This is a genomic window from Candidatus Krumholzibacteriia bacterium (genome assembly GCA_029865265.1).
GTDB lineage: Bacteria > Krumholzibacteriota > Krumholzibacteriia > WVZY01 > JAKEHA01 > JAKEHA01.
This window is the reverse complement of record JAOUHG010000001.1, coordinates 282,608-306,183: the sequence shown is the minus strand read 5'-3', so window position 1 is coordinate 306,183 and position 23,576 is coordinate 282,608. Positions and strand designations below refer to the sequence as shown.

General features: G+C 65.0%; 18 protein-coding genes. 4 read left to right on the top strand and 14 right to left on the bottom strand.

Features of this window, described 5'->3' with window-relative positions:
• The 7 genes from OEX18_01215 to hppD form a co-directional block, all read right to left on the bottom strand.
• On the bottom strand, positions 1-2,443 hold a 2,443-nt coding region (locus tag OEX18_01215), incomplete at its 3' end, for a serine/threonine protein kinase (protein ID MDH4335885.1).
• A 6-nt stretch (positions 2,444-2,449) separates the two neighbouring features.
• Positions 2,450-5,140 carry an aconitate hydratase AcnA gene (gene acnA / locus OEX18_01210; GenBank protein ID MDH4335884.1) on the bottom strand — a complete coding sequence of 897 codons (2,691 nt, stop codon included), beginning with the start codon at positions 5,138-5,140 and terminating at the stop codon, positions 2,450-2,452.
• 74 nt (positions 5,141-5,214) lie between these two features.
• A complete protein-coding gene (locus OEX18_01205; protein MDH4335883.1) occupies positions 5,215-7,119 on the bottom strand; it encodes a hypothetical protein in 1,905 nt (634 codons plus the stop codon).
• Positions 7,119-7,745 (bottom strand): flavin reductase family protein, encoded by a 627-nt coding sequence (locus tag OEX18_01200; GenBank protein MDH4335882.1) that lies wholly within the window; start codon positions 7,743-7,745, stop codon positions 7,119-7,121. Before OEX18_01200 ends, OEX18_01205 begins: the two co-directional genes overlap by 1 nt.
• Positions 7,746-7,758: 13 nt before the next feature.
• Positions 7,759-8,913: a homogentisate 1,2-dioxygenase gene (locus tag OEX18_01195; protein ID MDH4335881.1), complete on the bottom strand. Its 1,155-nt coding sequence runs from the start codon at positions 8,911-8,913 to the stop codon at positions 7,759-7,761.
• A 102-nt stretch (positions 8,914-9,015) separates the two neighbouring features.
• Complete coding sequence (locus tag OEX18_01190) at positions 9,016-10,695, bottom strand: T9SS type A sorting domain-containing protein (protein MDH4335880.1); 1,680 nt, start codon at positions 10,693-10,695, stop codon at positions 9,016-9,018.
• A 102-nt stretch (positions 10,696-10,797) separates the two neighbouring features.
• Entirely contained in the window at positions 10,798-11,889 is a 1,092-nt protein-coding gene (gene hppD / locus OEX18_01185) for a 4-hydroxyphenylpyruvate dioxygenase (protein MDH4335879.1), read from the bottom strand.
• Positions 11,890-12,102: 213 nt separating this feature from the next.
• Between hppD and OEX18_01180 the strand changes: the two genes are divergently transcribed.
• Positions 12,103-12,477 (top strand): hypothetical protein, encoded by a 375-nt coding sequence (locus OEX18_01180; GenBank protein ID MDH4335878.1) that lies wholly within the window; start codon positions 12,103-12,105, stop codon positions 12,475-12,477.
• A gap of 9 nt (positions 12,478-12,486) precedes the next feature.
• Here OEX18_01180 and OEX18_01175 read toward each other — a convergent pair whose 3' ends face one another.
• From OEX18_01175 to amrS, 3 genes are all read right to left on the bottom strand, one after another.
• Entirely contained in the window at positions 12,487-13,875 is a 1,389-nt protein-coding gene (locus OEX18_01175) for a DUF1254 domain-containing protein (protein ID MDH4335877.1), read from the bottom strand.
• 131 nt (positions 13,876-14,006) lie between these two features.
• A complete protein-coding gene (gene dmeF, locus OEX18_01170; protein ID MDH4335876.1) occupies positions 14,007-14,957 on the bottom strand; it encodes a CDF family Co(II)/Ni(II) efflux transporter DmeF in 951 nt (316 codons plus the stop codon).
• 59 nt (positions 14,958-15,016) lie between these two features.
• Complete coding sequence (amrS, locus tag OEX18_01165) at positions 15,017-16,096, bottom strand: AmmeMemoRadiSam system radical SAM enzyme (GenBank protein ID MDH4335875.1); 1,080 nt, start codon at positions 16,094-16,096, stop codon at positions 15,017-15,019.
• Between the two features lie 83 nt (positions 16,097-16,179).
• Between amrS and OEX18_01160 the strand changes: the two genes are divergently transcribed.
• Positions 16,180-17,082 carry an amidohydrolase family protein gene (locus OEX18_01160; GenBank protein ID MDH4335874.1) on the top strand — a complete coding sequence of 301 codons (903 nt, stop codon included), beginning with the start codon at positions 16,180-16,182 and terminating at the stop codon, positions 17,080-17,082.
• A gap of 65 nt (positions 17,083-17,147) precedes the next feature.
• On the opposite strand, the gene OEX18_01155 is transcribed toward OEX18_01160, so the two are convergent.
• Entirely contained in the window at positions 17,148-17,798 is a 651-nt protein-coding gene (locus tag OEX18_01155; protein MDH4335873.1) for a hypothetical protein, read from the bottom strand.
• Positions 17,799-17,937: 139 nt separating this feature from the next.
• Here OEX18_01155 and solA point away from each other — a divergent pair, with 139 nt between their 5' ends.
• Entirely contained in the window at positions 17,938-19,065 is a 1,128-nt protein-coding gene (solA, locus tag OEX18_01150; protein MDH4335872.1) for an N-methyl-L-tryptophan oxidase, read from the top strand.
• Here solA and OEX18_01145 read toward each other — a convergent pair whose 3' ends face one another.
• Both OEX18_01145 and OEX18_01140 read right to left on the bottom strand, forming a co-directional pair.
• Entirely contained in the window at positions 19,066-20,799 is a 1,734-nt protein-coding gene (locus tag OEX18_01145) for a S49 family peptidase (protein MDH4335871.1), read from the bottom strand. It abuts the gene before it with no gap.
• A 43-nt stretch (positions 20,800-20,842) separates the two neighbouring features.
• Complete coding sequence (locus tag OEX18_01140) at positions 20,843-21,901, bottom strand: AI-2E family transporter (GenBank protein MDH4335870.1); 1,059 nt, start codon at positions 21,899-21,901, stop codon at positions 20,843-20,845.
• Between the two features lie 148 nt (positions 21,902-22,049).
• On the opposite strand from OEX18_01140, the gene OEX18_01135 reads away from it, so the two are divergent.
• A complete protein-coding gene (locus OEX18_01135) occupies positions 22,050-22,520 on the top strand; it encodes a hypothetical protein (GenBank protein MDH4335869.1) in 471 nt (156 codons plus the stop codon).
• 84 nt (positions 22,521-22,604) lie between these two features.
• Here the strand turns inward: OEX18_01135 and OEX18_01130 are convergent, their stop codons facing one another.
• Entirely contained in the window at positions 22,605-23,552 is a 948-nt protein-coding gene (locus OEX18_01130) for a class I fructose-bisphosphate aldolase (protein MDH4335868.1), read from the bottom strand.
• Positions 23,553-23,576 lie beyond the last annotated feature (24 nt).

Here is a 23,576-nt window from a genome sequence, read left to right as displayed (position 1 = left end):
GTGTCGCCAGTCCAGGCTGCAGCAGTGCCCAGTAGATTGCCAGTCTGCACTGCTCTCGCGGTGTCAGTCGATGCGCTTGCCGTTGCACCCGGGCGGCAACCTTCAGGCCGACCTTGTGCAGACTCATGTTGTACAGGGCGAGCATGTGCTCGACTTGGAGTCGAGCCACCAGCGCCTTGCTGGTCTTTGGTGCATTCTTGAGCGCGGCTTCGATGAACGCCAGTCCCTCCTTTGGGCCCAGTGCGTCCATCAGTCCGCGCGCGTACTTCGGTAGCAGTCCCTTCGGCACTTCGCCGAACCGCTCCCCGAACGCCTTCATGTCGTGATACGCGGGCGCGGTGAGGTTCTGGGCCCACAGCACACTCACGAGCTCGCGCAGGTAGGCCCGCGCCAGTCCGAAGCGAAGGTCCTCTCGCGACAGCGCCTCGCGGCACACATGCTCCACTTCCCCATACGCGCGGCGCTTCCAGAGATCAACAAACAAGCGGCGCCGTGTAAGGTACGCCGCGCGCTCGTCGCCGCTCTTCTCCAGGTGGGTTGCCAGCGCGCGCAGGTCGTCGGTGGATGAAACGGCCCGTGCGGCCAGGCGCTCCGCGTAGCGTGCGTGGATGGATTTAAGTTGCTGTTCATCCGCCTCCCGCAGCACCGCCTGTTCCACCGCGCGGCTCGTCGTCCGTACCGCGGGGGAACCATTGACGTCCACCGGCTCCAGCAGGTGGCGCAGGCGCAGGTCGTGCAGCACCGTGGCGGCATCACCGTCACCCAGCCCGGAGATCCCCGGAATCCACCCCACCGGCACCGGTCCGGGATGCGACGCCAGAGTGATCATCACACGTGTCTGCACGGACGAGAGCGGAAGCACCAGACGTCCTCCGCCCGGCGCCGGCTCGCGTGCAATGGCGCGCGCCTTGTCCGGCACCACCCGCCAGCGCTGCGCTTCAAAGCGCAGTCCACCCTCGGCGATCAGCCGGCGCAACAACATCATGATCTCACCGGACACGCGCGAGTCCTCGATGAGGTCTTCGATCAGTTGCGCATCCGCAGTGCGCAACATCTCGCCGCGGAAAGCGTCCACGATGGGGCCTACATCGTCGGCACACAGCGTTGGAAGCGTGATACGCACGCCTTCGTCGCTCTCCACATCGAGGCGCCCGCGATCAGCCTCGGTGGCGGTCACGAATCCGACATTGCGCCGAACCCCGGGGCCGCCGAGGGTCCTGCCGGTCTCGAAGTATTCGTACAGGCGCGCTTCATCCTCGGAAAGCTCCCCGCACGCCACAATCCACACTGGTCCGGCCTGTGCGGCCTGTTCCACGCGGTTCCACGCCTGCTCGAAGTCCTTCTCGGTTGGCGGCGAGGTGGCAGCGAGGGGCCGGTTCAACAGCCACGCTGCATCGCTCTCATCCCCGAGACGCCACGACGCCACCCCCGCAGTCCGCCACTCGGCGCGTGCGGCGTCCAGAAAATGATTGCGGCCGGATTGCGGCTGGCCGAAAACGGAAACGTGCTCCGGCGCCGCCACGCCGTCGCGCGGCAATGTGGCATCCAGGAACTCCCGCAACTCGCGCTTCTTTCCCATGACACCCAGCGACTCGATGCGCGCGGCGCCGTACGCCCCGTCGAGCGCGTCGATGCCCCCGGTGAGGCGCGTCACGACTGCACGCCGCAACTCCTCGAACGCTTCCAGGCGCACGCGCTTGTCCCGGGTCAGCAACCCGCGTATGTGCGGGTAGAACTCGGCAAACTCAAGTTCTTCCTCTTCGATCACGGGGGTCTGGTCGATGTGCGCGCGCAGCACCTCCGTGGCCGTGCCGCTGAAGGGGGTTCGTCCCACCAGCAGCTCGTACAGAACGATGCCGAGGCTGTAGTAGTCGACCGCGCGCGTCAGCGGCGCCTCGCCCAGCGCCACCTCCGGCGCCATGTACTCCGGGGTGCCCACCATCTGCACGCGCTCGCCCATGTCGCGGCGATACGTGACACCAAAGTCGATGAGTTTGACGAGCGGGATCTCCTCGCCGAAGGCGGAGGTTCGCATGACGAGAATGTTGGACGGCTTGATGTCCTGGTGCAGCAGCGCGTGGTTGTGAATGAAGGTGAGGATCTCGCACAGCTGGTAGAGGATCACCCACAGCTCGCGCGGGCGCGCGCGGAAGTACGCGTCCAGCGGCTCCCCGTCCACGAGTTCCATGACGAGAAAGCGCCCGCCGTCGTGGGTCCAGCCGTAGTCGTAGACCTCGGGGAGGTGCGGGTGGTGCAGGGTGCGCAGGATGCGGTACTCGTCCTCGAAGCGCGCGAGGGTTTCAGGAACGCGCGCGTTCTCGGGCTTGAGCACCTTGGCGGCGCGAACCACCCCGCTGCGCCGGTCGCGCACGCGAAAGACGTTCGCCGCCGTCCCGGCCCCGATGGGGGCAATGACGTCGTAGCGATCGCCGAGGGGCTGCACCCGGCGCTACTCCGCGAGCCTCCGCAGCACCGTGCGGAGAATCCCGCCGTTGCGGTAGTACTGAACCTCGACCGGCGTGTCGATGCGCACGTGCGCCTTGAACGATTTCGGCGCGCCACTCGCGGGCTTCGCCGTGACCGTCACCATGGCACCAGGTTTGATATCGTCCGACAGATCGGCCACGTCGAAAGTCTCGTCGCCCTTGAGCCCCAGCGACTCCACGTTCTCACCCTCCACGAACTGCAGCGGCAGGATGCCCATGCCCACCAGGTTGCTGCGGTGGATGCGCTCATACGACTCGGCGATGACCACGCGGATACCCAGCAGCGCCGGGCCCTTGGCGGCCCAGTCGCGCGACGATCCCGACCCGTATTCCTTGCCGGCGAGCACCATCAGCGGAACGCCAGCGGCCATGTACTTGACCGACGCGTCGTAGATGGTCATCTCCTCGCCGTTGAGGAAGCACCGGGTCCATGTGCCTTCGGAGCCGGGTACCAGGCGGTTGCGCAGGCGGATGTTGGCAAACGTGCCGCGCACCATCACCTCGTGGTTGCCGCGCCGCGAGCCGTATGAGTTGAAGTCCTTGGGTTGAACGCCGTGCTCCATGAGGTACTTTGCCGCGGGCGACTTTTGCGCAATCGATCCGGCCGGCGAAATATGATCCGTGGTCACGGAATCTCCCAACAGCGCGAGCACGCGCAGCCCGGACACCGGCGCGATGGGCGCGGGCGTCTTGTCCGTGCCTTCAAAGAACGACGGCTCGCGCACGTACGTGCTCTTGTCGTTCCACGCGTACAGGTCAGACTCCACGCTCTTGATGGCATTCCAGTTCTCGTTGCCCTTGAACACGTCGGCGTAGCGGTCCTGGAACGACTTGGCCTTGACCACTTTGGTCACCACGTCGCTCACCTCGGCGGTGGTGGGCCAGATGTCCTTGAGATACACGGGCGCCCCCTTGTCGTCGTTGCCAATGGGATCGGTGTCCAGGTTGATGTCCATGGTTCCGGCCAGGGCATACGCCACCACCAGCGGTGGACTGGCCAGGTAGTTGGCGCGGGTGAGCGGATGCACGCGCCCCTCGAAGTTACGGTTACCGCTCAAGACCGCCGCCGCCACCAGCGAGCCTTCTTCGATGGCCGATGCCACCACGTCGGGCAGCGGGCCGCTGTTGCCGATGCAGGTGGTGCAACCGTAGCCCACCACCTCGAAGCCGAGTTCGTCCAGGTAGTGCTGCAGGCCGCTCTCGTCGAGATACTCGCTCACCACGGGCGAACCGGGTGCGAGCGACGTCTTTACGTACGGCTTCACGTGCATGCCGCGCTCGACGGCCTTCTTGGCCACCAGCCCGGCACCCACCATCACGTACGGATTCGACGTGTTCGTGCAGGAGGTAATGGCCGCGATCACGGTGGACCCGTGCGTCATCTCGGCGCCGCCGTCCAGGTCCACCTTGACCTTGCGCGAGCGCTCGCTGGCCTCCACACCAAAGCCGCCTTCCTTCACGCCCTTCTGCATGGCGTCGTCGAAGGCCTGATGCAGGCTCTTCACCGGAATGCGGTCCTGCGGGCGTTTGGGCCCCGCCACCGACGGCTCCACCGTGGAGAGATCAAGTTCCACGATCTCCGAGTACTCCGGCTCCGGCTCGCCGGGCGTAAAGAACATGCCCTGCGCCTTGTGGTACTCGCTGATGAAATCCACGTGCTTGTTGTCGCGCCCGGTGAGGCGGTAATAGCGCAGCGTCTCCTTGTCCACCGGGAAGTAGCCCATGGTGGCGCCGTACTCGGGCGACATGTTGGCGATGGTGGCGCGGTCCGGGAGCGTCATGGACGCGAGCCCCGCACCAAAGAACTCCACGAACTTCCCCACCACGCCCTTCTTGCGCAGAATCTGCGTAACCGTGAGCACCAGGTCGGTGGCGGTGATGCCCTCCTTGAGCGCACCGGTAAAGCGGAAGCCAACCACGTGCGGCATCACCATGTTGATGGGCTCGCCCAGCATGACGGCCTCCGCCTCGATACCGCCCACGCCCCAGCCCACGATGCCGAGGCCGTTGATCATGGTGGTGTGGCTGTCGGTGCCCACGAGGCTGTCGGGATAGGCAACGCCCTTCTCAACAAACACGCCACGCGCCAGGTACTCCAGGTTCACCTGGTGCACGATGCCGGTCGCGGGGGGAACCACGCGGAAGTCCTGGAACGCCTTCTGTCCCCACTTGAGAAACTCGTAGCGCTCGCGGTTGCGCTCGAACTCGAGCGTCGAGTTGATGCGCAACGCATCCGGCGACGCCCACGCATCCACCTGCACCGAGTGATCCACCACCAGATCGCACGGCACCAGCGGGTTGATCTGCTTGTAGTCCTTCCCCATGCGGTGCATGGCGGCGCGCATCGCGGCCAGGTCCACCACCGCGGGCACACCGGTGAAGTCCTGCAGAATCACGCGCGCGGGCTTGAACGCAATCTCCACGTCGCCGGCGGTGTTGGGACTCCAGTTGAGCAGGCGGTCGACGTCGTCGTCGCTCACCTTGAAGTTGTCGTTGTTGCGAATGGCGCTCTCGAGGAGCACGCGAATGGAGTACGGCAGACGCGCCAGGTCCGCGCCGTTTTCCCTGGCAAGTCTGGGAAGATTGAAGATGGAAACGTCACCACTGCTGTGGCGGATTGACTCACGGAATTTCTCGGGGTCGAAGCGCACCATGTCCTCCTTATTAGCGGTACCGATAAACGTACCACGGCGCGCCCGCGCGTGCAACCTGTTGTGGGGAAACCGCTTCAGCGGGCTGACCAGCAGCCATCGAGGCCGATCAACAACAGCCCCGACGCACCCGCGGCCACGGCGAAACCGTCGCCGAACGATGCCACGCGCAGGGCAGTTTCGGGGAAGTAGCCCACCGGCCGCGCGGTGGTTTCTCCCGTGAGCTGGAAGATCTCGCACCCGTCGCTGCCCTCGGCGACGGCCACGTACGCACCGGCAAACGCCACGTCCACCGCGCCGCCGCCACACGGCACCGTTCCCACCAGCGTTGGAAAGATGATGTCGGCAAAGTTGTACACCTCGAGCGCCGCCCTGCCATTGGTGAGCCCGGATTCCGCCACCCAGCCGCGCACCACCGGACCGAAGGGCCCGTCGGTGCGGCGGAACACGACCCGCTCGGCCGAAGCCCCCATGGGAATGACCGAGGCGAGTCGCATGGTGGAACGGACCACCGCGTACAACGAACCCTGCCGGTCCGGCAGGTAGACGTACGGGTCCTCGATTCTGAGCGAGGGGAGATAGGGACCGTTGATGACCAGCGTGCGCGGCACACCGGTGCCGTCGAGCCGTTGCTCCACCAGCGTGCCGGTGCTCGCGAGCAGGTAGATGAACGCATCGGTCACCGCCACGCCGTCAAATGGTCCCCCCGCGGCAATGGCGGGAAGCGCCACCGGCTGCGTGGGGTCGCGCAGGTCGACCACGGGCACGTTGCCATCGCCCGCCCCGTAGGCAATCGAATCCGCCACGGCGAGGTCCCGCGAAAAGCCGGCGATCGCAATTTCTCCAATGACGCCGCGCGTGGCGGGGTCGAACACGCGCAGCCCGAAGCTTGCGTCCGCCACAACCAGCAGGTCGCCCATGGCCACCACCGCCTGGATGTTCCCGCCGGGCAGGTACGCGTCGATGGCGGGCGAGGCCGGTGTGGCAATCGACACCACGCGCACCCCGGAGAGATCCTCGGCAACCGCCAGCTGTTTGCCGAACACCGCCACGTCGCGCGTGATGCTCGCCGTGCCGATGCTCTGCATGCGGACCGGAGACGCCGGCGTGGCGATATCCACCACCTCGATGCCGCCCGAGCCCTGGGCCACGAACGCCACCGTCCCCGACAGCGCCACCGAGAGCGCATCGCGCGACGTCGGGTACGAGCCCACGATGGACGCGAAGCCGGGGAGGCTCGCATCCACCAGTTGCAGTTTTCCCTCGCGCGCCGCCACCGCAACGATGTCGCCGCTCACGGCAACACCCCTGGCCGCTCCCGGCATCGCCACCGTCTTCACAATGAACGGCGCCGCCGGGTCGGCCGCGTTCACGATGCGCAGCCCGTTCAACTCGTCCGCCACGAACACAAGGGGCTCGCTTGCGGCCACCGCCACCGCCCGCCCCGGTGTGTTCTCGATGCCGCGCACCACCGGCATCGCCGGGTTTGACACGTCGACGATGGCAAGGCCGATGTCGTCGTTGGCAACGTACGCGTGCGTTCCCGCCGCATCCACGTCCACCGTGCACCCCGGCAGGTCCGCGTCGCCCACGACGACCGCCGCGGACGGGTTGGTAACGTCCACGAGTATCAACCCGTCGTTCGCCGCCGCCACGTAGAGCATCGTTCCCTCCACGTCCACGCCTCGTGCATCGGTAATGGGAATGGTGGTGAGCAGGCGGACGTCGGCCGGATCGGACATGTCGAATATGCGAACGCCGTCGGCGCCGGCCGCCGCGAAGGCCACGTCGCCGGATACCGCCGCACCCAGCACGCCACCCGGTGCGCGGCCGATGGCCACGGTGTGCAGGAAGTCTTCGAGGGACGGGCAGGCGGGCGGGGGAGGGACGACGGGTTTGGCGGGACTCCCGCCGTTGTCGCACGCGAGGGTCGCGAGTGCGAGCGCCCCGGCAATCACGGGCACGCACCAGCGCAATCGCATCACGACCCGGGCACGTACTTCTTGCGCAGCATCACGAAGCGTTCGCGGATGTTCGCGTACTCCATGCCACCCAGGCGACCCACGGGATGGAAGCGTTCGTAGTCCACCTTGCCATCGGTGAGAATGCTCTCGTCCACGTGCAGCAGGAGGATCTTGCCGATCACCAGCCAGCCACCACCCGGACCATCCGGCCCCACCTGTACGATCTGGTAGCGCTCGCATTCGAAATGCACCGGCGACTCCGCCAGCCGCGGGGCTTTCACCCGCTCCGCCGGCGCGGGTGTCAGCCGCACGCGCTCGAACTCGCTCACACCGTGCGGAAACTCCGTGGCGGTATCGTTCATCTGCTCGGCGAGGTGATCCGGAACCACATTCACCACGAACTCCCCCGTCGCCTCGATGTTGAGCAGCGTGTCCTTCTTGGTGTTCCTCGCGGAGTCCCAGCCCGGGACGAAGCACAGCGTGGGCGGCTCGGTGGAAACACCGGTGAAGAACGAGAAGGGTGCGAGGTTGTGAACCCCCTCGCGCGAGATCGACGACACCCACGCTATGGGACGCGGAACGATGCAGCGGATCATCCACGGGTAGAACTCCGCGCGGGACATCTGGGCCGGGTCGAGGATCATGCGCGCCGCCCGGCTAGTACTGCCAGCTGTACGGGTACTGCGGGTCGTCGATGGTGCCGGCCAGCCTGGCCACCTTGAGCGGCGCAAACGTGTCCACCATCACCGCGAGCTCCTTGGTTTCCTTCGCACCCAGCGATTTCTCCAGCAGGCCCGGCTGCGGCCCGTGCGGAATGCCGTACGGGTGCAGCGTAATCGAGCCCACCTCGATGCCCTTGCGGCTCATGAAGTTGCCCTCCACGTAGTAGAGCACCTCGTCGCTATCCACGTTGGAGTGCGCGTACGGCACCGGCACCGCGTTCTCATCGAAATCGAACGGGCGCGGGCAGAACGAACACATCACGTAGCCGGGACCCGTGAAAGTGAGGTGCGACGGCGGTGGCAGGTGCACGCGTCCCACCTTGGGCATGTAGTCGCGGATATTGAATATCCAGGGGTAGTAGTGCCCGTCGTAGCCCACCAGATCGAACGGGTGCTGCCCCCACTGGTACTCCTGGATGCCGTCGTGGAGACGGATGTGGATGGGAAACTCGCCGGTCTTGTCCGCCGGCGCCACGAACTCCGGCTGCCGGATGTCGCGCTCGCAGTACGGCGCGTCTTCGAGCAGCTGGCCGTACTGGTTGCGAAAATGTTTGGGCCAGTCCACCGGTCCGTAAGACTCCACCCAGAACACGCGGTTGTCCTCGGTGTCGAACTTCACCTGGTAAATGACGCCGCGCGGAACCACCACGTAGTCGCCCTCGCCGAACACCAGGTTCCCGAACATGCTCTCCAGCACGCCGCTCCCCTTGTGGATGAAAAGCACCTCGTCGCAGGTGGCGTTCTTGTAGAAGAAGTCCACCGCGCCCTTCTTGGGGCTCGCAGTGCCCATGATGATGTCGTTGTTGAACATCAGCGGGCGGCGTCCACTGAGCCAGTTTCCCTCCGGCTTCAACTCGAAGGTCTTGAGGTGGCGATGGCGGTGTTCGCCCTCGAGCGCCTCGATTTTGACGGGATGGAACTTCCCCACCTTTGCCACCCGCGTGGGCATGTGCAGGTGATAGACGTTGGAATAGATGTCCGAGAAGCCGAGGCGGCTGATGTGCTCTTCGTAGTGGTGCGTGCCGTCCGCCTTGCGGAACTGGACGTGCCGGTGCTTCGGGATCTTCCCGCGCTGAATATAGACTGGCATGGTGGTGACTCCTCGTCGCCGCTCCCGGCGGGCGTCCCTGCCGCACCGATGGGCGAACTACCCGCATATTAAGGCGTTTGGGCGGGAAAAGCAACGCGCGCGCTAGCGCAGCACGACCAGGCGGTGCGTCGCGGTGACGCCGTGGGAGGTGACGCGCAGGAAGTACACGCCGCTTGCGAGCGCGGCGCCGGAATCATCGTGCGCACGGATGCGGATCGATGCGCCGCCGGGACCACCCACCGCGTCACGGCCCGACCACACCCGCCGGCCGGCGACATCGAAGATCTCCAGCGCCAGCGGCCCGCCGCGCTCAACGTCCAGTTGAACTTGCGCGCTCCCGTTGAATGGATTCGGATTCACCGAGAGAATACGCACCGCACCGATGGACGGCGCGTGGTCGTCCACGCCGGAGGCGATGAACGGCACCTTCATGGCGTAGTTCTGGTCGTTTGGAGCGCCGCGGTTGTCCTGCCAGGCCAGGATCGCCTCGCCCGTTGCCGAGCCCACGATCTCGGGGACCGAGATGTGGTAGGTGGCGCTGAGGGCAGACTCGTTCCATAGAACCGACCCGAGGTCATCCACACGCATCGCGCGCGCCTCGTAGTCGCCGACAGGAGATTTCCCGAACGCGACAATCGCGCCGCCGTTTCCATCGCGGACGGCGTGAATATAGCCTCCGCTGATCGAACCGGGCGTTCCGGAAAGCGGAATGCCGCCGGGAATCCAGTACGCCGCGCCGCTTCCATCCAACCGCTCGCCATAGATCTGGGTCCCGTTTCCAGAGCGGGTGTCCTTCCAGAAGATGAACGCGCCACCGTTGTCATCCGTCGCAACCGTCGGTGCGAACTGATTGGATGTCGGGATCACGGCAACGGACAGACCGGTCGCGCCCCACTGTTTCGTACCGCCGAAGTCCAGGCGCTGCGCAAAGATATCCAGGTTGTAGCTCCACGCGCCAATCAAGCCGGAGGCACCGTCGCCTGTCATGGTGAAGGCTGATTCGCTGCCCGGCAACGTGGTCATCTGCACACCGCTGGTCGTCCACAGGGCCGTAGCGAGGAAGTTGACCCGTTGCGCGTAGACATCACTATCCGGATCGCTGCGCTGGTCGTGCCACGCCGCAATCACGCCACCCTCGCCGTCCGGGATCAACAGACCGTCACCTTTCGACCACGCTCCGATGCAAACCGGCACGCCCGTCCCCCACTGGCCCACACCGGATGCATTCAACCTCTGAAGATAGAAATCCGATTCTCCGTCGCGCCAATCGACGAACAGAACCGTTACGCCGCCCACACCGTCCGGGACGAGTGCATGGGCCCATTCGAAGGCGATTTGCGGCCCGACCGGAGCGCCGCCCGTCGTCCACACCTGCGAGCCCAGAAAATTCACGCGCTGAATGCGCGCACCGGCGAGTGTGAGCGGATCCGACCAGGCGACGATCGCCCCTCCCTCGCCATCCGCCGTGACGAGCGGCGTGAACCCCTCGGAGTTGCCGAGCGTGAGCTTGATGCCCGTGGCACCCCATATCACCGTGCCGTCGCTCGCGATCCGTTGCACGTAGACCGCGCCCTGATTGGTATGCCCCATCTGGTTGATGTCTTCCATCCAGGCGACGAGGATGCCGCCGTAGCCATCAGGCGCGACGACGGGCAGGCTGGCGATCAAGGTGTTGTTGGCAACCCGGACCCCGTCGAGGGCCCAGGCAGCAAAGGAGGGTTGTGCGGCGGCGAGGAGCGCCATGGCGGTACACGCCGCGATCGTCCTGGAGGCTCGGGTCATTGCAACCACCCGGAGGGTTCGGGGCACTGCGTTCGATGTCGATAGGTAAGGATACCATTAACGCACCACGAGTGCAACCCACCGGGTGGCCGTGCCGGCCGATTACAGAGTGCCGCGGCGCTCCTGCTCGCGCTCGATGGACTCGAAGAGGGCCTTGAAGTTGCCCTTGCCGAACGAACGCGCGGCCTTGCGCTGGATCAGCTCGAAGAACAGCGTGGGGCGATCCTGCACCGGCTTGGTGAAGAGCTGCAGCAGGTAGCCGCGGTCGTCGCGGTCCACCAGGATGCCCAGCTTGCGCAGCGCCTCGATGTCTTCGTCGATCTCGCCCACCCGCTCCTTGAGCGTGTCGTAGTAGCTGTCCGGCACGTACAGGAAATCCGTGCCGTTGGCCACCAGCTTCTTCACCGTGGTGGAGATGTCGTTGGTGGCCATGGCGATGTGCTGCACGCCCGCGCCGGAGTTGAACTCCACGTACTCCTCGATCTGCGACTTCTTCATGCCCTGCGCCGGCTCGTTGATGGGCATCTTGATGTTCTCGGCCTCGTCGGACACGACGATGGAACGCAGCGCGGTGTACTCGGTGGAGATGTCCTTGTCGTCCACCGTCCACAGGCGCTGGAAACCAAAGATGTTCTCGTAGAAGCGAACCACGTTCTCCATCTCGTTGTCGGGCTGGTTGCCGACGATGTGGTCGATGAAGAGGAAGCCCACCGGATCGGGCTTGATGCGCGACTTCACCGGCGCGTAGCCGGGCAGGAACATGCCCTTGTACCCCTCGCGCTGCACGAAGGTGTGGGTGACATCGCCGTAGGTGTGGATGCCGGACACGATCACCTTGCCGCCGTCGTCTTTCATGGTGCGTGGCTCGAAGGCACTCTTCGCACCATTCTTGGTGGTGTGCTCCCACGCCTTCACCGCGTCGTCCACCGCGAAGGCGATGTCGGTGACGCCGTCGCCATGCTTCGAGAGAAGACCGTTGAGCGGCGACGCGGACTTGTACGGGCTGTTCAGCACGAAGATGACCTGGTTCTGCTTGAGGACGTAGCTCGCGGTCTCGCGGTCGCCCTGTTCGAGGCCGCGATAGCCCACCAGGTCGAAGCCGTAGACGGTCTGGTAGTAATGCGCGGCCTGCTTGGCGTTACCCACCGCAAAGGTGACGTGGTCGAAGCCGAGCAGCTTAAACGTAGGTTTCATTATGATTTAGCCTCCTGATGGGCGTCGCGGGGTCTAAATAGAAATCCGCCGGGGGGCCAACCGGGTGCGGCCGGGCGGGCATGGGGGCATTGTAGGCATTTTGGGACAGGAAATCAACGAGGGGCGGGCAAGCACTGGCGGAGTCGGCCCAGGAGGGATATGCTTCTTGTGTCGGACCCCGCCCCAGGAACCCGGTACCCCGGAGGTGCCCAGATGAAGCCTCTCCTCGTTTTCACGATGTGCCTCGCCTTGCTAACGCTATCCTGCCAGGACTCCACCGCTCCATCATCGGAGACCGGATCCGCGCAGGCGGTCGCCATCTACGATTCGGGCAAACTCCTCGTCCGCGTTTACTTCGGGGACGAAGGCGTGCCCGACAAGCGCGTGGAGATCGTGGAACTCGGCATCGTCCGCAAGACCAACCACGCGGGCTACGCACTGTTCGTACTGCCGGCGGGTGCGTACACGCTGCGCGCGTACGAAATCAACCGCGGTGGGCCGTCCCTGCTGCACTACGACACGCCCGTGAAGATCCGCGCGAACGTGAAGACGCGGGTCGAGATATTCGACTGCCTGCCCTGCGTGTAGCGCCGCGCGCTACTGCACGCGCATCGCCTTGGGCGGCGTCCACGTGCCGTTGAGCGCCTCTTCCTTCGGCCAGTAGAGCCGCATCGCCATCATGAACGGTGCCTTCGGCGCCGGAAGCCAGTTGGCCTCCCTATCCTTGCCGGGCGAATCGCTCTGGATGTAGAGCGTGAGTCCGCCGTCCGCATCCTTCTTGAGATTCGGCAGCATGGGCGAGTTGAGCAGGTAGCGATTCAGCGGATTGGCCACCAGGAACTGGCCGGGCAGGTCGTACATGGTCAGCGACCAGAACGCGTTGACCGGCGGCAGCTGCCCCGGCGCAAAACGGACTGTGTAGCGGTTGCTGCTGGCGTCGAGCTTCGCGCCGTCCGCATCCATCGTGTAGATCGGATACATGGCCTCCATCCCGGAGTTGCCGTAGATGCCCATGATGGCCGCCGCCATGCGATACAGGTAGTTATTCTTGAGGAACTCGCGCGTGCCAAACATGTCTCCCGACGTGGTCTCGCCGGTGTCGAGCTTGGTCTTCTTGAACGTATCAAACTCCGTCCACGCATCCGTGATGCCACCGGAGAGCGCCTCTTTCATTTCCGGCGAGAGCTTTGCGATGTTGAACGTCTGCCCCGGGCCCACGCCGATCTTCGCGAAGCGCTCCATGAGCTGCACTTCCGATGGCACCGTGGGACAGAACGACGTGAGCAAGAAGTTCAGGATCGAAAACACATCCAGCGATGTCCTCTCCGCATCCGGCGTCAAGGGCGCCGGGTAATCGAGCGCGGGGGCGGCGGCGGGGCCCGGCGTGCCCAGGAAATCGCTCAGAAGCTGCACCTTGTATTCCGCCTGGATGGCCTTCACTTTTTCCAAGTCAGCGGCATCAAAGAGCTGCGTGCGATAGATGCCGAGCACGAGGTTCGTCTCGCTCCGGATAACCGCTTTGACACCGCTCGGCGTCTCGCCCTTCCAGTCCGGGCCGGCCAGCAGGAAATTCCCAGCCTCGTTGCCGGTGGCACGACTGCCGATATACGCGAAGTTGTGCGTGTACGCGTCGACCAGCTGGATCGAGTAGTATCGATCCTTTTCGATTTCCGGAACGGTCAGCACCAGCGGCTCCGCCCGCAGGTCCGCGCCCACAAACGAATACGGCGTGTCGGAGTTGGGCGTCTGCACGGCCCGGTCTTCCGGGGTATACACACGCGCCATGCTCGCCAGCTGGTTCATGGGGGCCTTGTACTCTGGCGTGCCCGGCGCCATGTAGTAGGCGTGCATGATTCGATACCCGTCCACCATCGGGAAGGCGTAGATGTAGGCCTCTCTGGCGATGGAACGGGCCTCGTCGGCCGTCAAAGACTCGCCCTTCTTGCCGCACGCAAGAGCGAACAGACAACAAAGCACAGCCAGCATGCATGCATATTTGAATTTCATGATCTGATCTCCTGAAAGCTTGACAAGGTTGGAGGGATCCCCGCGGCGCTGATTCTCTAAGCTCATGCGATACTAATCGCTTCCGTGTGCAGGAACAACGAAAAACGTGATCAATGCTCGTAGAGCAAGCGCTCCTGCGCCTCGTCGGCATGCCGCTGCACCTCGATCGATACGTGTGCGAGTCCTCTGCCCTTTGGAAGACGTTCGCGGTACTCGTCGGGTGTCGCGGGATCGCGGGCGACCACCGTCATCACAAGCGAGAATATTCCGGGCCCGATGCACCAGAGGTGCAGGTCAGTCACCTTGCTGTCCCCGTCGGATTGGATGCACTGCTCAATCTCCTTCCGCGCATCCTCCGAACCCTGGCGATCGAGCAGAATGAGGCTTGTGGAACGAAGCAGGCCCACCGACCACCGCCCCACGAGAACTGCTCCCACGAAGCCCATCACCGGATCCATCCATGAGAGCCCCAGGTATTTTCCGGCCAGCAGCGCGGCGATTGCGAATACCGATGTGAGCGCGTCCGCCAGGACGTGCAGGTATGCGGAGCGAAGGTTGTGATCGTGGTGGTGATCGTGTACCTCAAGTTCATCCTCGTGGGTATGGCGTGCGCCCAGGATGGCGGCGCTCAACCCGTTGACCACCAGGCCGATTACCGCCACCAGGATGGCCTGATCGAACACAATAGCCACCGGGTGCAGCAGGCGCTCGAAGCTCTCCGCAGCCATCAAGAGGCAGAAGACCGCCAGCAACACCGCTCCGCTGAAACCACCCAGCGCGTTCACCTTCCCCGTGCCAAAGCTGTACCGCGGATCCCCGGCGTAGCGCCGGGCGTACACGTAGGCAAAGACATTCACGCACAACGCAACCGCGTGCGAAGCCATGTGCAGACCATCGGCCAGGAGCACCATCGAACCGAAAGCGATGCCCGCAGCGATTTCGACAACCATCATGGTTGCCGTGAGCCCGATGACCATCACGGTGCGGCTCTCGCCGGGGCGCCTGCGATCCTGTCCAAAGGTATGATCGTGGCGAACGGAGGGATAGGGGTGAGAGTGCATGGAGGGGATTTTCGCACCCGGGCGCGAATCTTGACAAGGGAACGCTGATCCCCGGGCGATCAGGCAAAATTCGTCATGTCGACCGGCTGCCGCCGCGCGCCCCACTTGCCCGCCTTGGCCTCGAACACCCCTGGCAGCGGGGTTGCGCATTTCCTGCAGCGACCGTGTGCATCAAGTTTCCATGCGGTGAGCTGGTACCAGTCGCGACCGATCAGCTTCTCGCCGCACGCGTGACAGTACGTGCTGCTGCCGTCCTCATTGTGGACGTTGCCCACGTACACGTAGCGCAGTCCTTCCTTCAGCGCGATGTTGCGCGCGCGCACGAGCGTTTCCGGCGGTGTGGGTGGCACGTCCATCATGCGAAAATCCGGATGGAACGCCGTGAAGTGCAGGGGCACGTCCACGCCGAGGTTTTCGCGGATCCACCGGCTCTCATTGGCGATCTCTTCGTTCGAGTCATTGTGTCCTGGAATCAGAAGCGTGGTGATCTCCACCCACACCTTCGTCTCGCGTTTCAGATAGACCAGCGTGTCCAGCACGCTGGAAAGACTTCCTTTGCACAACTTGTAGTAGAAGTCCTCGGTGAAGGCCTTGAGGTCCACGTTGGCGGCATCGATGTGTGCGAAGAACTCGCGCCGCGGCTCCGGGCAGATCTCCCCCGCCGTCACCGCCACCGTCTTGATACCGCGCGCGTGGCACGCGATGGCCACGTCGACGGCGTATTCCATGAATATCACCGGGTCGTTGTACGTGAACGCCACGCTACGGCAGCCCGTCTCCTCTGCCGCGCGCGCAATCGCCTCCGGCGACGCCTCTGCGGCCAGCGTCTCCACCTCCCGCGACTTGGAGATGTCCCAGTTCTGGCAGAAGGAGCAGGCGAGGTTGCAGCCGGCGGTCCCGAAGGAGAACACCGGGGTGCCGGGGAGGAAGTGGTTGAGCGGCTTCTTCTCGATGGGGTCCACGCAGAACCCGCTGGAGCGCCCGTAGGTGGTGAGCACCACCGTGTCGCCTTCGTTGGCGCGGACAAAGCACATTCCCCTTTGCCCAATGCGCAGCTTGCAGAAGCGCGGGCACAGGTCGCACTGGACGCGGCCGTCTTCCAGGAGGTGCCAGTATCGGGTGGCGACGACGTGTTCCATGGGACATACCGGCGCGGTTGACCAAAGCGGCCCGGCGCGGCCATACTGTTCAGTGAGACTATAACACCGGAGAGGCCCGAACCGTGAACGTCTTCGACGCCCATACCCACTTCTTCGGCCGCGAGTTCTACGAGTACCAGGCGACACTGGTGAACGGCTCAGATCCGGAAGCCACGCTGGACCGCATTCGCGCGGGCGGAATCGAAGTCCCCGAGCCCGACGCCGCCGCGCACGCGGCGCGCTGGATCCGCGAGATGGACCGTCACCGCGTCGATCGCGCGGCCCTGTTTGCCTCCATACCCGAAGAGATGATCGTGGTGGGCGAGGTGGCCGCGGCGTCGAACGGGCGATTCGTTCCCTTCGCCACCGTGAATCCTGCCGTGCCGGTGACGCTGTCCGCGCTGCGCGGCCTCCTGCCACGCTACCGCTTCCGCGGCGTGCTGTTCTTTCCCGCCATGCACGACTACTCCATCCAGTCGCCCGAGGTCACCGCCGCGCTTGAACTCGCCAAGGCGCACGCCATGGTGGCGTTCGTGCACTGTGGCCGGCTCAAGGTGGGCGTGCGAAAGCTGATCGGACTCGATCCGGAGTTCCCCGCCGAGAAGAGCCGTCCGCGCGACGTCGCGGCGGTGGCGCGCGCGCACCCCGACGTGGCCTTCATCCTGCCCCACTTCGGCGCCGGGTTTTTCGACGAGGCGCTGGATCTTGCCGCCGCCTACCGCAACGTGTACGTGGACACGGCGGGCTCGCAGAGCTGGGCCGCGGAGTGTGTGCCGCCGCTGTCCCTCGCCGACATATTCCGGCAGACCAGAGACGCCATCGGTGCCGAGCGGATCCTGTACGGGTCGGACTCGGGGGTGTTCCCGCGCGGCTACCGTGCCGATCTCCTGCAGGCGCAGATCGACGCCATGCTGGCGGCCGGATTCAGCGCCGGCGAACGCGAGGGCGTGCTGGGCGGAAACCTCGCACGGCTGCTGGGCGTGTGAAAGAGAAAAGGCGCCGCGCAACCGCGCGACGCCTTCTTACCCGCTCGCTGCTTGCCGAGGATTCTCTAGCGATAGAGCGCCTTCACCTTGCCCCACGTGCTCTGCTCGGTGGGAACCGTGTTGGTGACACCCACCTTGATCTGGAAGGCAAGACGCGACTGCGTTGGCATCGCACCACCCCAGGACATGGTGGTGGTACCCGTCAGCGTGAAGCCGTCCGCCAGCGCACCCCCGGCGATCCACAGGATGTCGAGACCATCGGCGACGGCGTGGGAAGCATCGCCGATGTTCTCCGCGTCGAGCACCAGGTCGTCCACCAGGATCTCGGTGTCCGCGTTGACGGCACGCGTTCGCACAAAGAGATCGGTGAAACCGGAGAGTGGCGTGGTCCATTGCAGCACCACTGTGTCCACGGTAAAGGTGATCAGGTTGGTGACGTTGTTGTAGTGCAGCGTCCAGTTGACCGCGCCGCCGTTGGGCCACGCATACTGCGCGCTGGTGGCGGGTGCGCCGGTGTCGCCGCCCAAGTCGATCTCGAACGTGGCCGCGCCGGCGCCGTCACCGATGCGCCCCTCCGCCACGAACAGTTCGTCCGAAAGGAGGGCCAGCAGCTCGGCGTCGGTGGCGATGTGCTGGACGACGAGGGCGGCGGCCGGGGTAACGGAAAGGGCGCTCGCGAGCGCCGCGGCGGCCGCAAACATCGACAGACGATTCATCAGGGAGCCTCCTGGGTGCATGGCTGAAGACGTATATCAAGGGTTGGGTTTGAGGCTATGATATCATACAAATGCCCCCTTCCACAAGGTGATCGGCCCTCCTCGACGGCGCGCGACCGCGCGTCGTACACTTGGCACCATGACCGAACGCATGGACTGCATCGTCGCGGGACTCGGCGCGGCCGGAAGCGCGGCGCTGTTCCATCTGGCCGCGCGCGGCGCACGTGTGGCGGGCTTCGACGCGCACACCCCGCCCCACACGCACGGCTCCTCGCACGGCGAGACGCGCATGATCCGCGAGGCGTACTTCGAGGACCCATGCTACGTCCCGCTGGTGCGCCGCGCGTACGATCTCTGGCACCGGCTTGCCGCCGAGTCCGGCAAGACGCTCATCGAGGAAACGGGTGGTGTCTTTGCGGGCCGCGCCAACGGCGAACTGCTCCCCGGCATGCGCAAGGCGGGTGCTGAACATGGCATCGCCATCCGCGAGTACTCGCCCGCGGAACAGGAGCACGCGTTTCCATGGCTGACGCCCGACGCGGACATGCAGACCGTCACCGAGGCCCGCGCGGGCCTGCTGAACCCGGCGCGCTGCATCCGGGCCCACCTCGACGGGGCGATCGCGCGCGGCGCGGAGGTGAACACGGACCAGCCCGTGGTGTCCTGGAAGGCCAATGGCGATGGCGTGGAGATCGAAACCGCGCGGGGGCGTTTCGCCGTGGGGCGGCTCGTGCTGGCCACCGGCGCGTGGATGACCGAACCACTCGCGCGGGCGGGCGTGACTGCAGCGGTGGCGCGGCAGCCGCTGTTCTGGTTCTGCGCCGCGGATTCCACCGCGGCCCGCGCGATGCCGGTTTGGGCGGTGGAGTTCGAAACCGGCCGCCTGCTCTACGGCTTCCCCGACCGCGGAAGCGGCCTCAAGGTGGCCATCCACGACCCGGGAACACCGGCCACGCCGGAAACCATTGACCGCAGCGTCCACCAGCGCGAGATCGACACCATTCGTGCGCTCACGGACCGCTATCTGCCGGGAGTCTTTGGCGAACTGATCGTAACCGCGACGTGCATGTACACCCACACGCCCGACGGGCACTTCGTGATCGACACCCACCCGCAGCACCCCAACGTGCTGCTGGTGAGCGCGTGCTCGGGGCACGGCTTCAAGTTCGCGAGTGCCGTGGGCGAGGCGGCCGCCCAGTGGACGCTCGACGGCGCACCCGCGCTTGATCTCTCGCCGTTTTCTCTCGCGCGATTCGCGCGCGGCTGACTAGTCCGTGACGCCCGTCCACACCCGCATGCGCCCGCTGGTGAGCAGGCGCGCCGTCTCCGCGACGTCCTCCTTGAACCAGCGCTGCACCGTCCAGCTCACCACCGTGAGCGGCGCGTCACCGCTGGTGATCAGGTCATAGAGCCCGCGGCGCTTCGGATAGTGAACGAAGGCCACTTCCTCGTCGGCGGGGATCCCCGCCTCCTCCTTGGCCACCTCGACGGCGCGCGAGTACCCGCCGACGTCGTCGATCAGGCGGCGTTCCCTGGCCTGGCGTCCCGTCCACACCCGTCCCTCGGTGAGGGGCAGCAGTTCGTCCATGGGAATGCCGCGCGCCTCGCTGATGTTGTTGAGCCAGAACTGGAAGGAGTTGTCGTGATGGCTCTCGATACGCTTCCACTGCTCCGCGTCGAAGTCGGTCACACCCGACCACAGCAGCGCGTTGGGTCCGCGCGTCACCCAGTCAAAGGTGACCCCCATCTTGTTCCACAGCCCGGCCATGTTGATCTTGCCGTAGATGGAACCGATGGAACCGGTGATGGTGAGCGAATCGGCGATGATCTTCGTGCCCCGGAAGGCGATCGCGTAGCCGCCCGAGGCCGCCACGTCACCCATGGACACGATGACCGGCTTGTCCTCCGCGATCTTCCCCACCTCGCGCGAGATCAACTCGCTGGTGAGCGCGTCGCCGCCGCGGCTGTCCACGCGGAAGATGATGGCCGCCACGTTCTTGTCCTCGGCCGCAGCGCGCAGGTCGCGTATCACCGTCTCGTGTCCCATCAACGTACCCAGCGAGGGATCCACCCGGCTCTTGCGCCCGCCGATCATGCCGTAGGCGTGCACCACCGCGATGCGCTGCTTACCCTTGAGTCCGGCCTGCGCACGGGAGACGTCCGCGTAGTCGTCGGAAGAAATGGTCTCCAGCCCGTCCTCGCCGCCCAGGTCCTCTTCCAGTTCGTCCCAGTAGCGCATGCCGTCGATGAAGCCGGCATCCAGCGCCTCCTGCGCGTCAAACAGCGCGTGGTCCATGTGCCCCTGCATCTCGGCCATGGGGATGCCACGATCGCGGGAGATCGCGCCCAGCTCCACGTCCCACACCTCGTCGATCAGCCAGTTGGCCATTTCCCTGGCTTCGGGCGACATGGAGTCGCGCTGCAGCATTTCCGCCGCGGTCTTGTAGTCGCGGATCTTGTGGAGATTCTGGTGCACGTCGAGCTTGTCGAGCGCCCCTTTGGCGAACATGTCCACGTATCCGTAGCCGGTGAAGACCAGGTCGGACACGTCGGGCATGAAGATGGAGTCGCACGCCGATGCCAGGTAGAGCGTGTTGCGGTCGAGGCCGTCGGAGTACGCGATCACCGGCTTGCCCGCCGCGCGCACGCGGCCCACCGCTTCGCGCAGTTCGTCCATGGACGCCAGCCCGAGCGAGTTGGAACTCGACACCTTCATGATCACGCCCTCGATGCGCTTGTCGGCGGCGGCCTTCTCCATGTTGGTAAGCAACCGGGTGAGGGTCTCCTGATCCGTGTCGATGATGGACGACGCAATCGACTCCGGCGGATCGTAGGTGGGAATCTGTCCGTAGATGTCCAGTTCCAGCCACGAGCCATCCGCCACCTTGACACCCTCGTCCGCGGTGAACAGCGCCGTGATCAGCACGAGTCCGAAGAAGAGGGTCACGCCCAGCAGGAGCTGGGCCACGAGCACCGCGATCACTGTCTTGATGAAATTCATATCCGCTTCCTTTCCAGTGAAGCCACCCCGGGTGCGGGGCGCTTCACGCGCTCTCCCTGGACTCCTGGACGAATGCGTTGAAGATGTTCCATGTGGTAACGAACAGGGCGGCCAGCACCGGGCCCAGGATGAAACCCACCGCCCCGAACATCATGAGACCACCCAGCGTTGACAGTAGTACGAGCAGGTCGGGCATCTGGGTTCCCTTGCCCACCAGGCGCGGCCGCAGCAGGTTGTCCACCGACCCCACCACCAGCGCAAAATAGACCGCCAGCCCGATGCTCACACCGGGGCGCCCGGTGGCAAACAGGTAGATGCACACCGGCACCCACACGATGGCGGTTCCCAGCCCGGGGATCATGGAGAGTACCGCCATCAGGGTACCCCAGAACACGGCCCCGGGAACCCCCATGATGCCCAGTGCAATTCCCCCCAACGTGCCCTGGATGACCCCGATGACCACCGTGCTGGTAAGCGCGGCGCGCGTCACCGAAACGAACTGATCCACGATACGCGCGCTTTCGCGGGGCGAAAGTGGCAGCGATCTCGTGATGCCGTCCAGATAGCTCCGGCCATCCATGAGAAAGAAGAACATCGCGTAGAGGAGGATCGCCACGTTGAAGAAGAAGACAATCGTCCCCCGGGTTGCGTCCGAGAGTCGGTCCACCATGAAGGAACCGATGGTCCGCACGGCCTCCGCGAGACGCTGCAGTATCTGGCTCTGGTACGGCACGAGCCTCTCCGCAAAGGGCAGCGCGTGCAGCTTCTGCATGAACTCGTCCGGGCTGTGAAGCTGCTTCTGGATCCACGGCACCGCACTGTTGCTCACCTGCACGGCCTCGGACACCAGGACGCCGGCAAAGAAGGTGAGTGGCACCACCACCAGCAGGAACACGATCAGGATGGTGGTGATGGAGGCGAGCGCCCTGCGCCCGCGAAATGCCCGCTCCAGCCACTTGTACATGGGGTTCACCAGCGCGGCGAAAATGGCCGCGAGCACCAGCGGCACCAGGAAACGCCGCAACATGATGATGAACGCAACGCTCACGACCGTGAGCAGGAGCGACAGGAAGTTTCGTCGATAGATTTCGGCGACGGACATGACGAGCCCCCTCCTCGTGAAGGGCTGGGAAGGTGTCCATTGTTCCATGCGCGCCACTCCCACGAAAGAAAAATCTCTTGCGCCCCGCGAGCGGCACCCACATCCTGTGCCACGGTCGCCCGTTCCGGGCGGCCACCAGGAGGGCATCATGAAGCGTCTTGCACTATTTTTCGTACTCGTCGCGGCCACGGCCACCGTCGTCGCGCCCGCCGCACAGGCGATCGGCGTCTACGCCGCCTACTGGAATCCAAAGGACTCCAGCAAGGACGGCTTCGGGGCCGGCTTGAAGTTCGATTCCTCGTTTACGCCGATCATCAGCATGGACACGCGGGTGAGCTACATAAACTTCAGCGATTCGGACTTCAACATCACGCCCATCGAGGCCACCGCCAAGGTGAAGCTCGGCACGCTGTACGCCGGCCTCGGCCTCGGCTACTACTTCTTCTCGGGCGACGCCGACATAAAGGACGACTGGGGTTGGTACGCGCTGGCGGGGCTCAACGTGCTCCCCGGACCGATCGGCGTATTCGGAGAATTCAAGTGGCAGTTCCTCGAGCCGGACAACGGCGGCAATCTGGAGAGCTACTGCTTTCACGTGGGAGTGACGCTGGGACGCTAGCATCCCCCTCACCCGTCTGGAAAAGCAAAAGGGCCGGTTCACCGAACCGGCCCTTTCTCATTGTGGATTGTCCCGCCAGCGGTGTCAGTCGATCTTGCCGGCGTAGATGTCCATGATGGTGTGCAGGAACTTCACGGCCTCCGCCTTCGGGCGCTGGAATGAGTTGCGTCCGATGATGGAGCCGTTGCCCCCGCCATCGCGGATGGCGCGCGCCTCGTCGAACACGGCACCCTCGCCCTTCTTGCCGCCGCCCGAGAACACCACAATACGCTTGCCCGCAAACGACGCCTGCATGACGTGCTTCACGCGATCGGCCAGCGTTCCAATGGCAACCTTCTCGGCCAGGTACACCTTCTTGGCCGCATCCTGCTCCAGGTGGTCGCTGGGCAGCTTCACCTTGATGACGTGTGCGCCCAGCTGGGCCGCGATCTGGGCCGCATAGGCAACCACGTCGATCCCGGTTTCGCCATCCTTGGACAGCCCCGAGCCGCGCGGGTACGACCACACCACCACGGCGAGCCCGTTGTTCCGCGCTTCCTCGGCCAGCACGCGCAGGTTCTCGTACATGGCCTTCCAGTGGGCCGAACCGGGATAGATGGTAAAGCCGATGGCAGCGCAACCCAGGCGCAGCGCATCGCGAACACTCGCCGTCTGGGCCGGTGCCGGATCGTTTTCGTCGAACAGGACGTCGTGGTTGTTGATCTTCAAAATGAGTGGAATCCTGCCGGCGTACTCGTGCGCGACCTGGCTGATGAAGCCATAGGGCGCCGCGTAGGCATTGCAACCGGCGTCGACCGCGAGCTGCGCGTGGTAGGCGGGATCGTAGCCCGCGGGGTTCACCGCAAAGCTTCGCGCCGGACCGTGCTCGAAGCCCTGATCAACCGGCAGAATGACGAGTTTGCCCGTTCCCGCGAGCCTTCCGGTGGTCAACAGGCGGTAGATGTTCGCCCGGACGCCGGGGTTCTCGGAGCGGTAGTGATCGAGGATCTGATCGACCGCGCCTGACGTGTCGGTCTGAAGAGTCTTCGGCATCGTTCCTCCTGGGGGTATCCATTA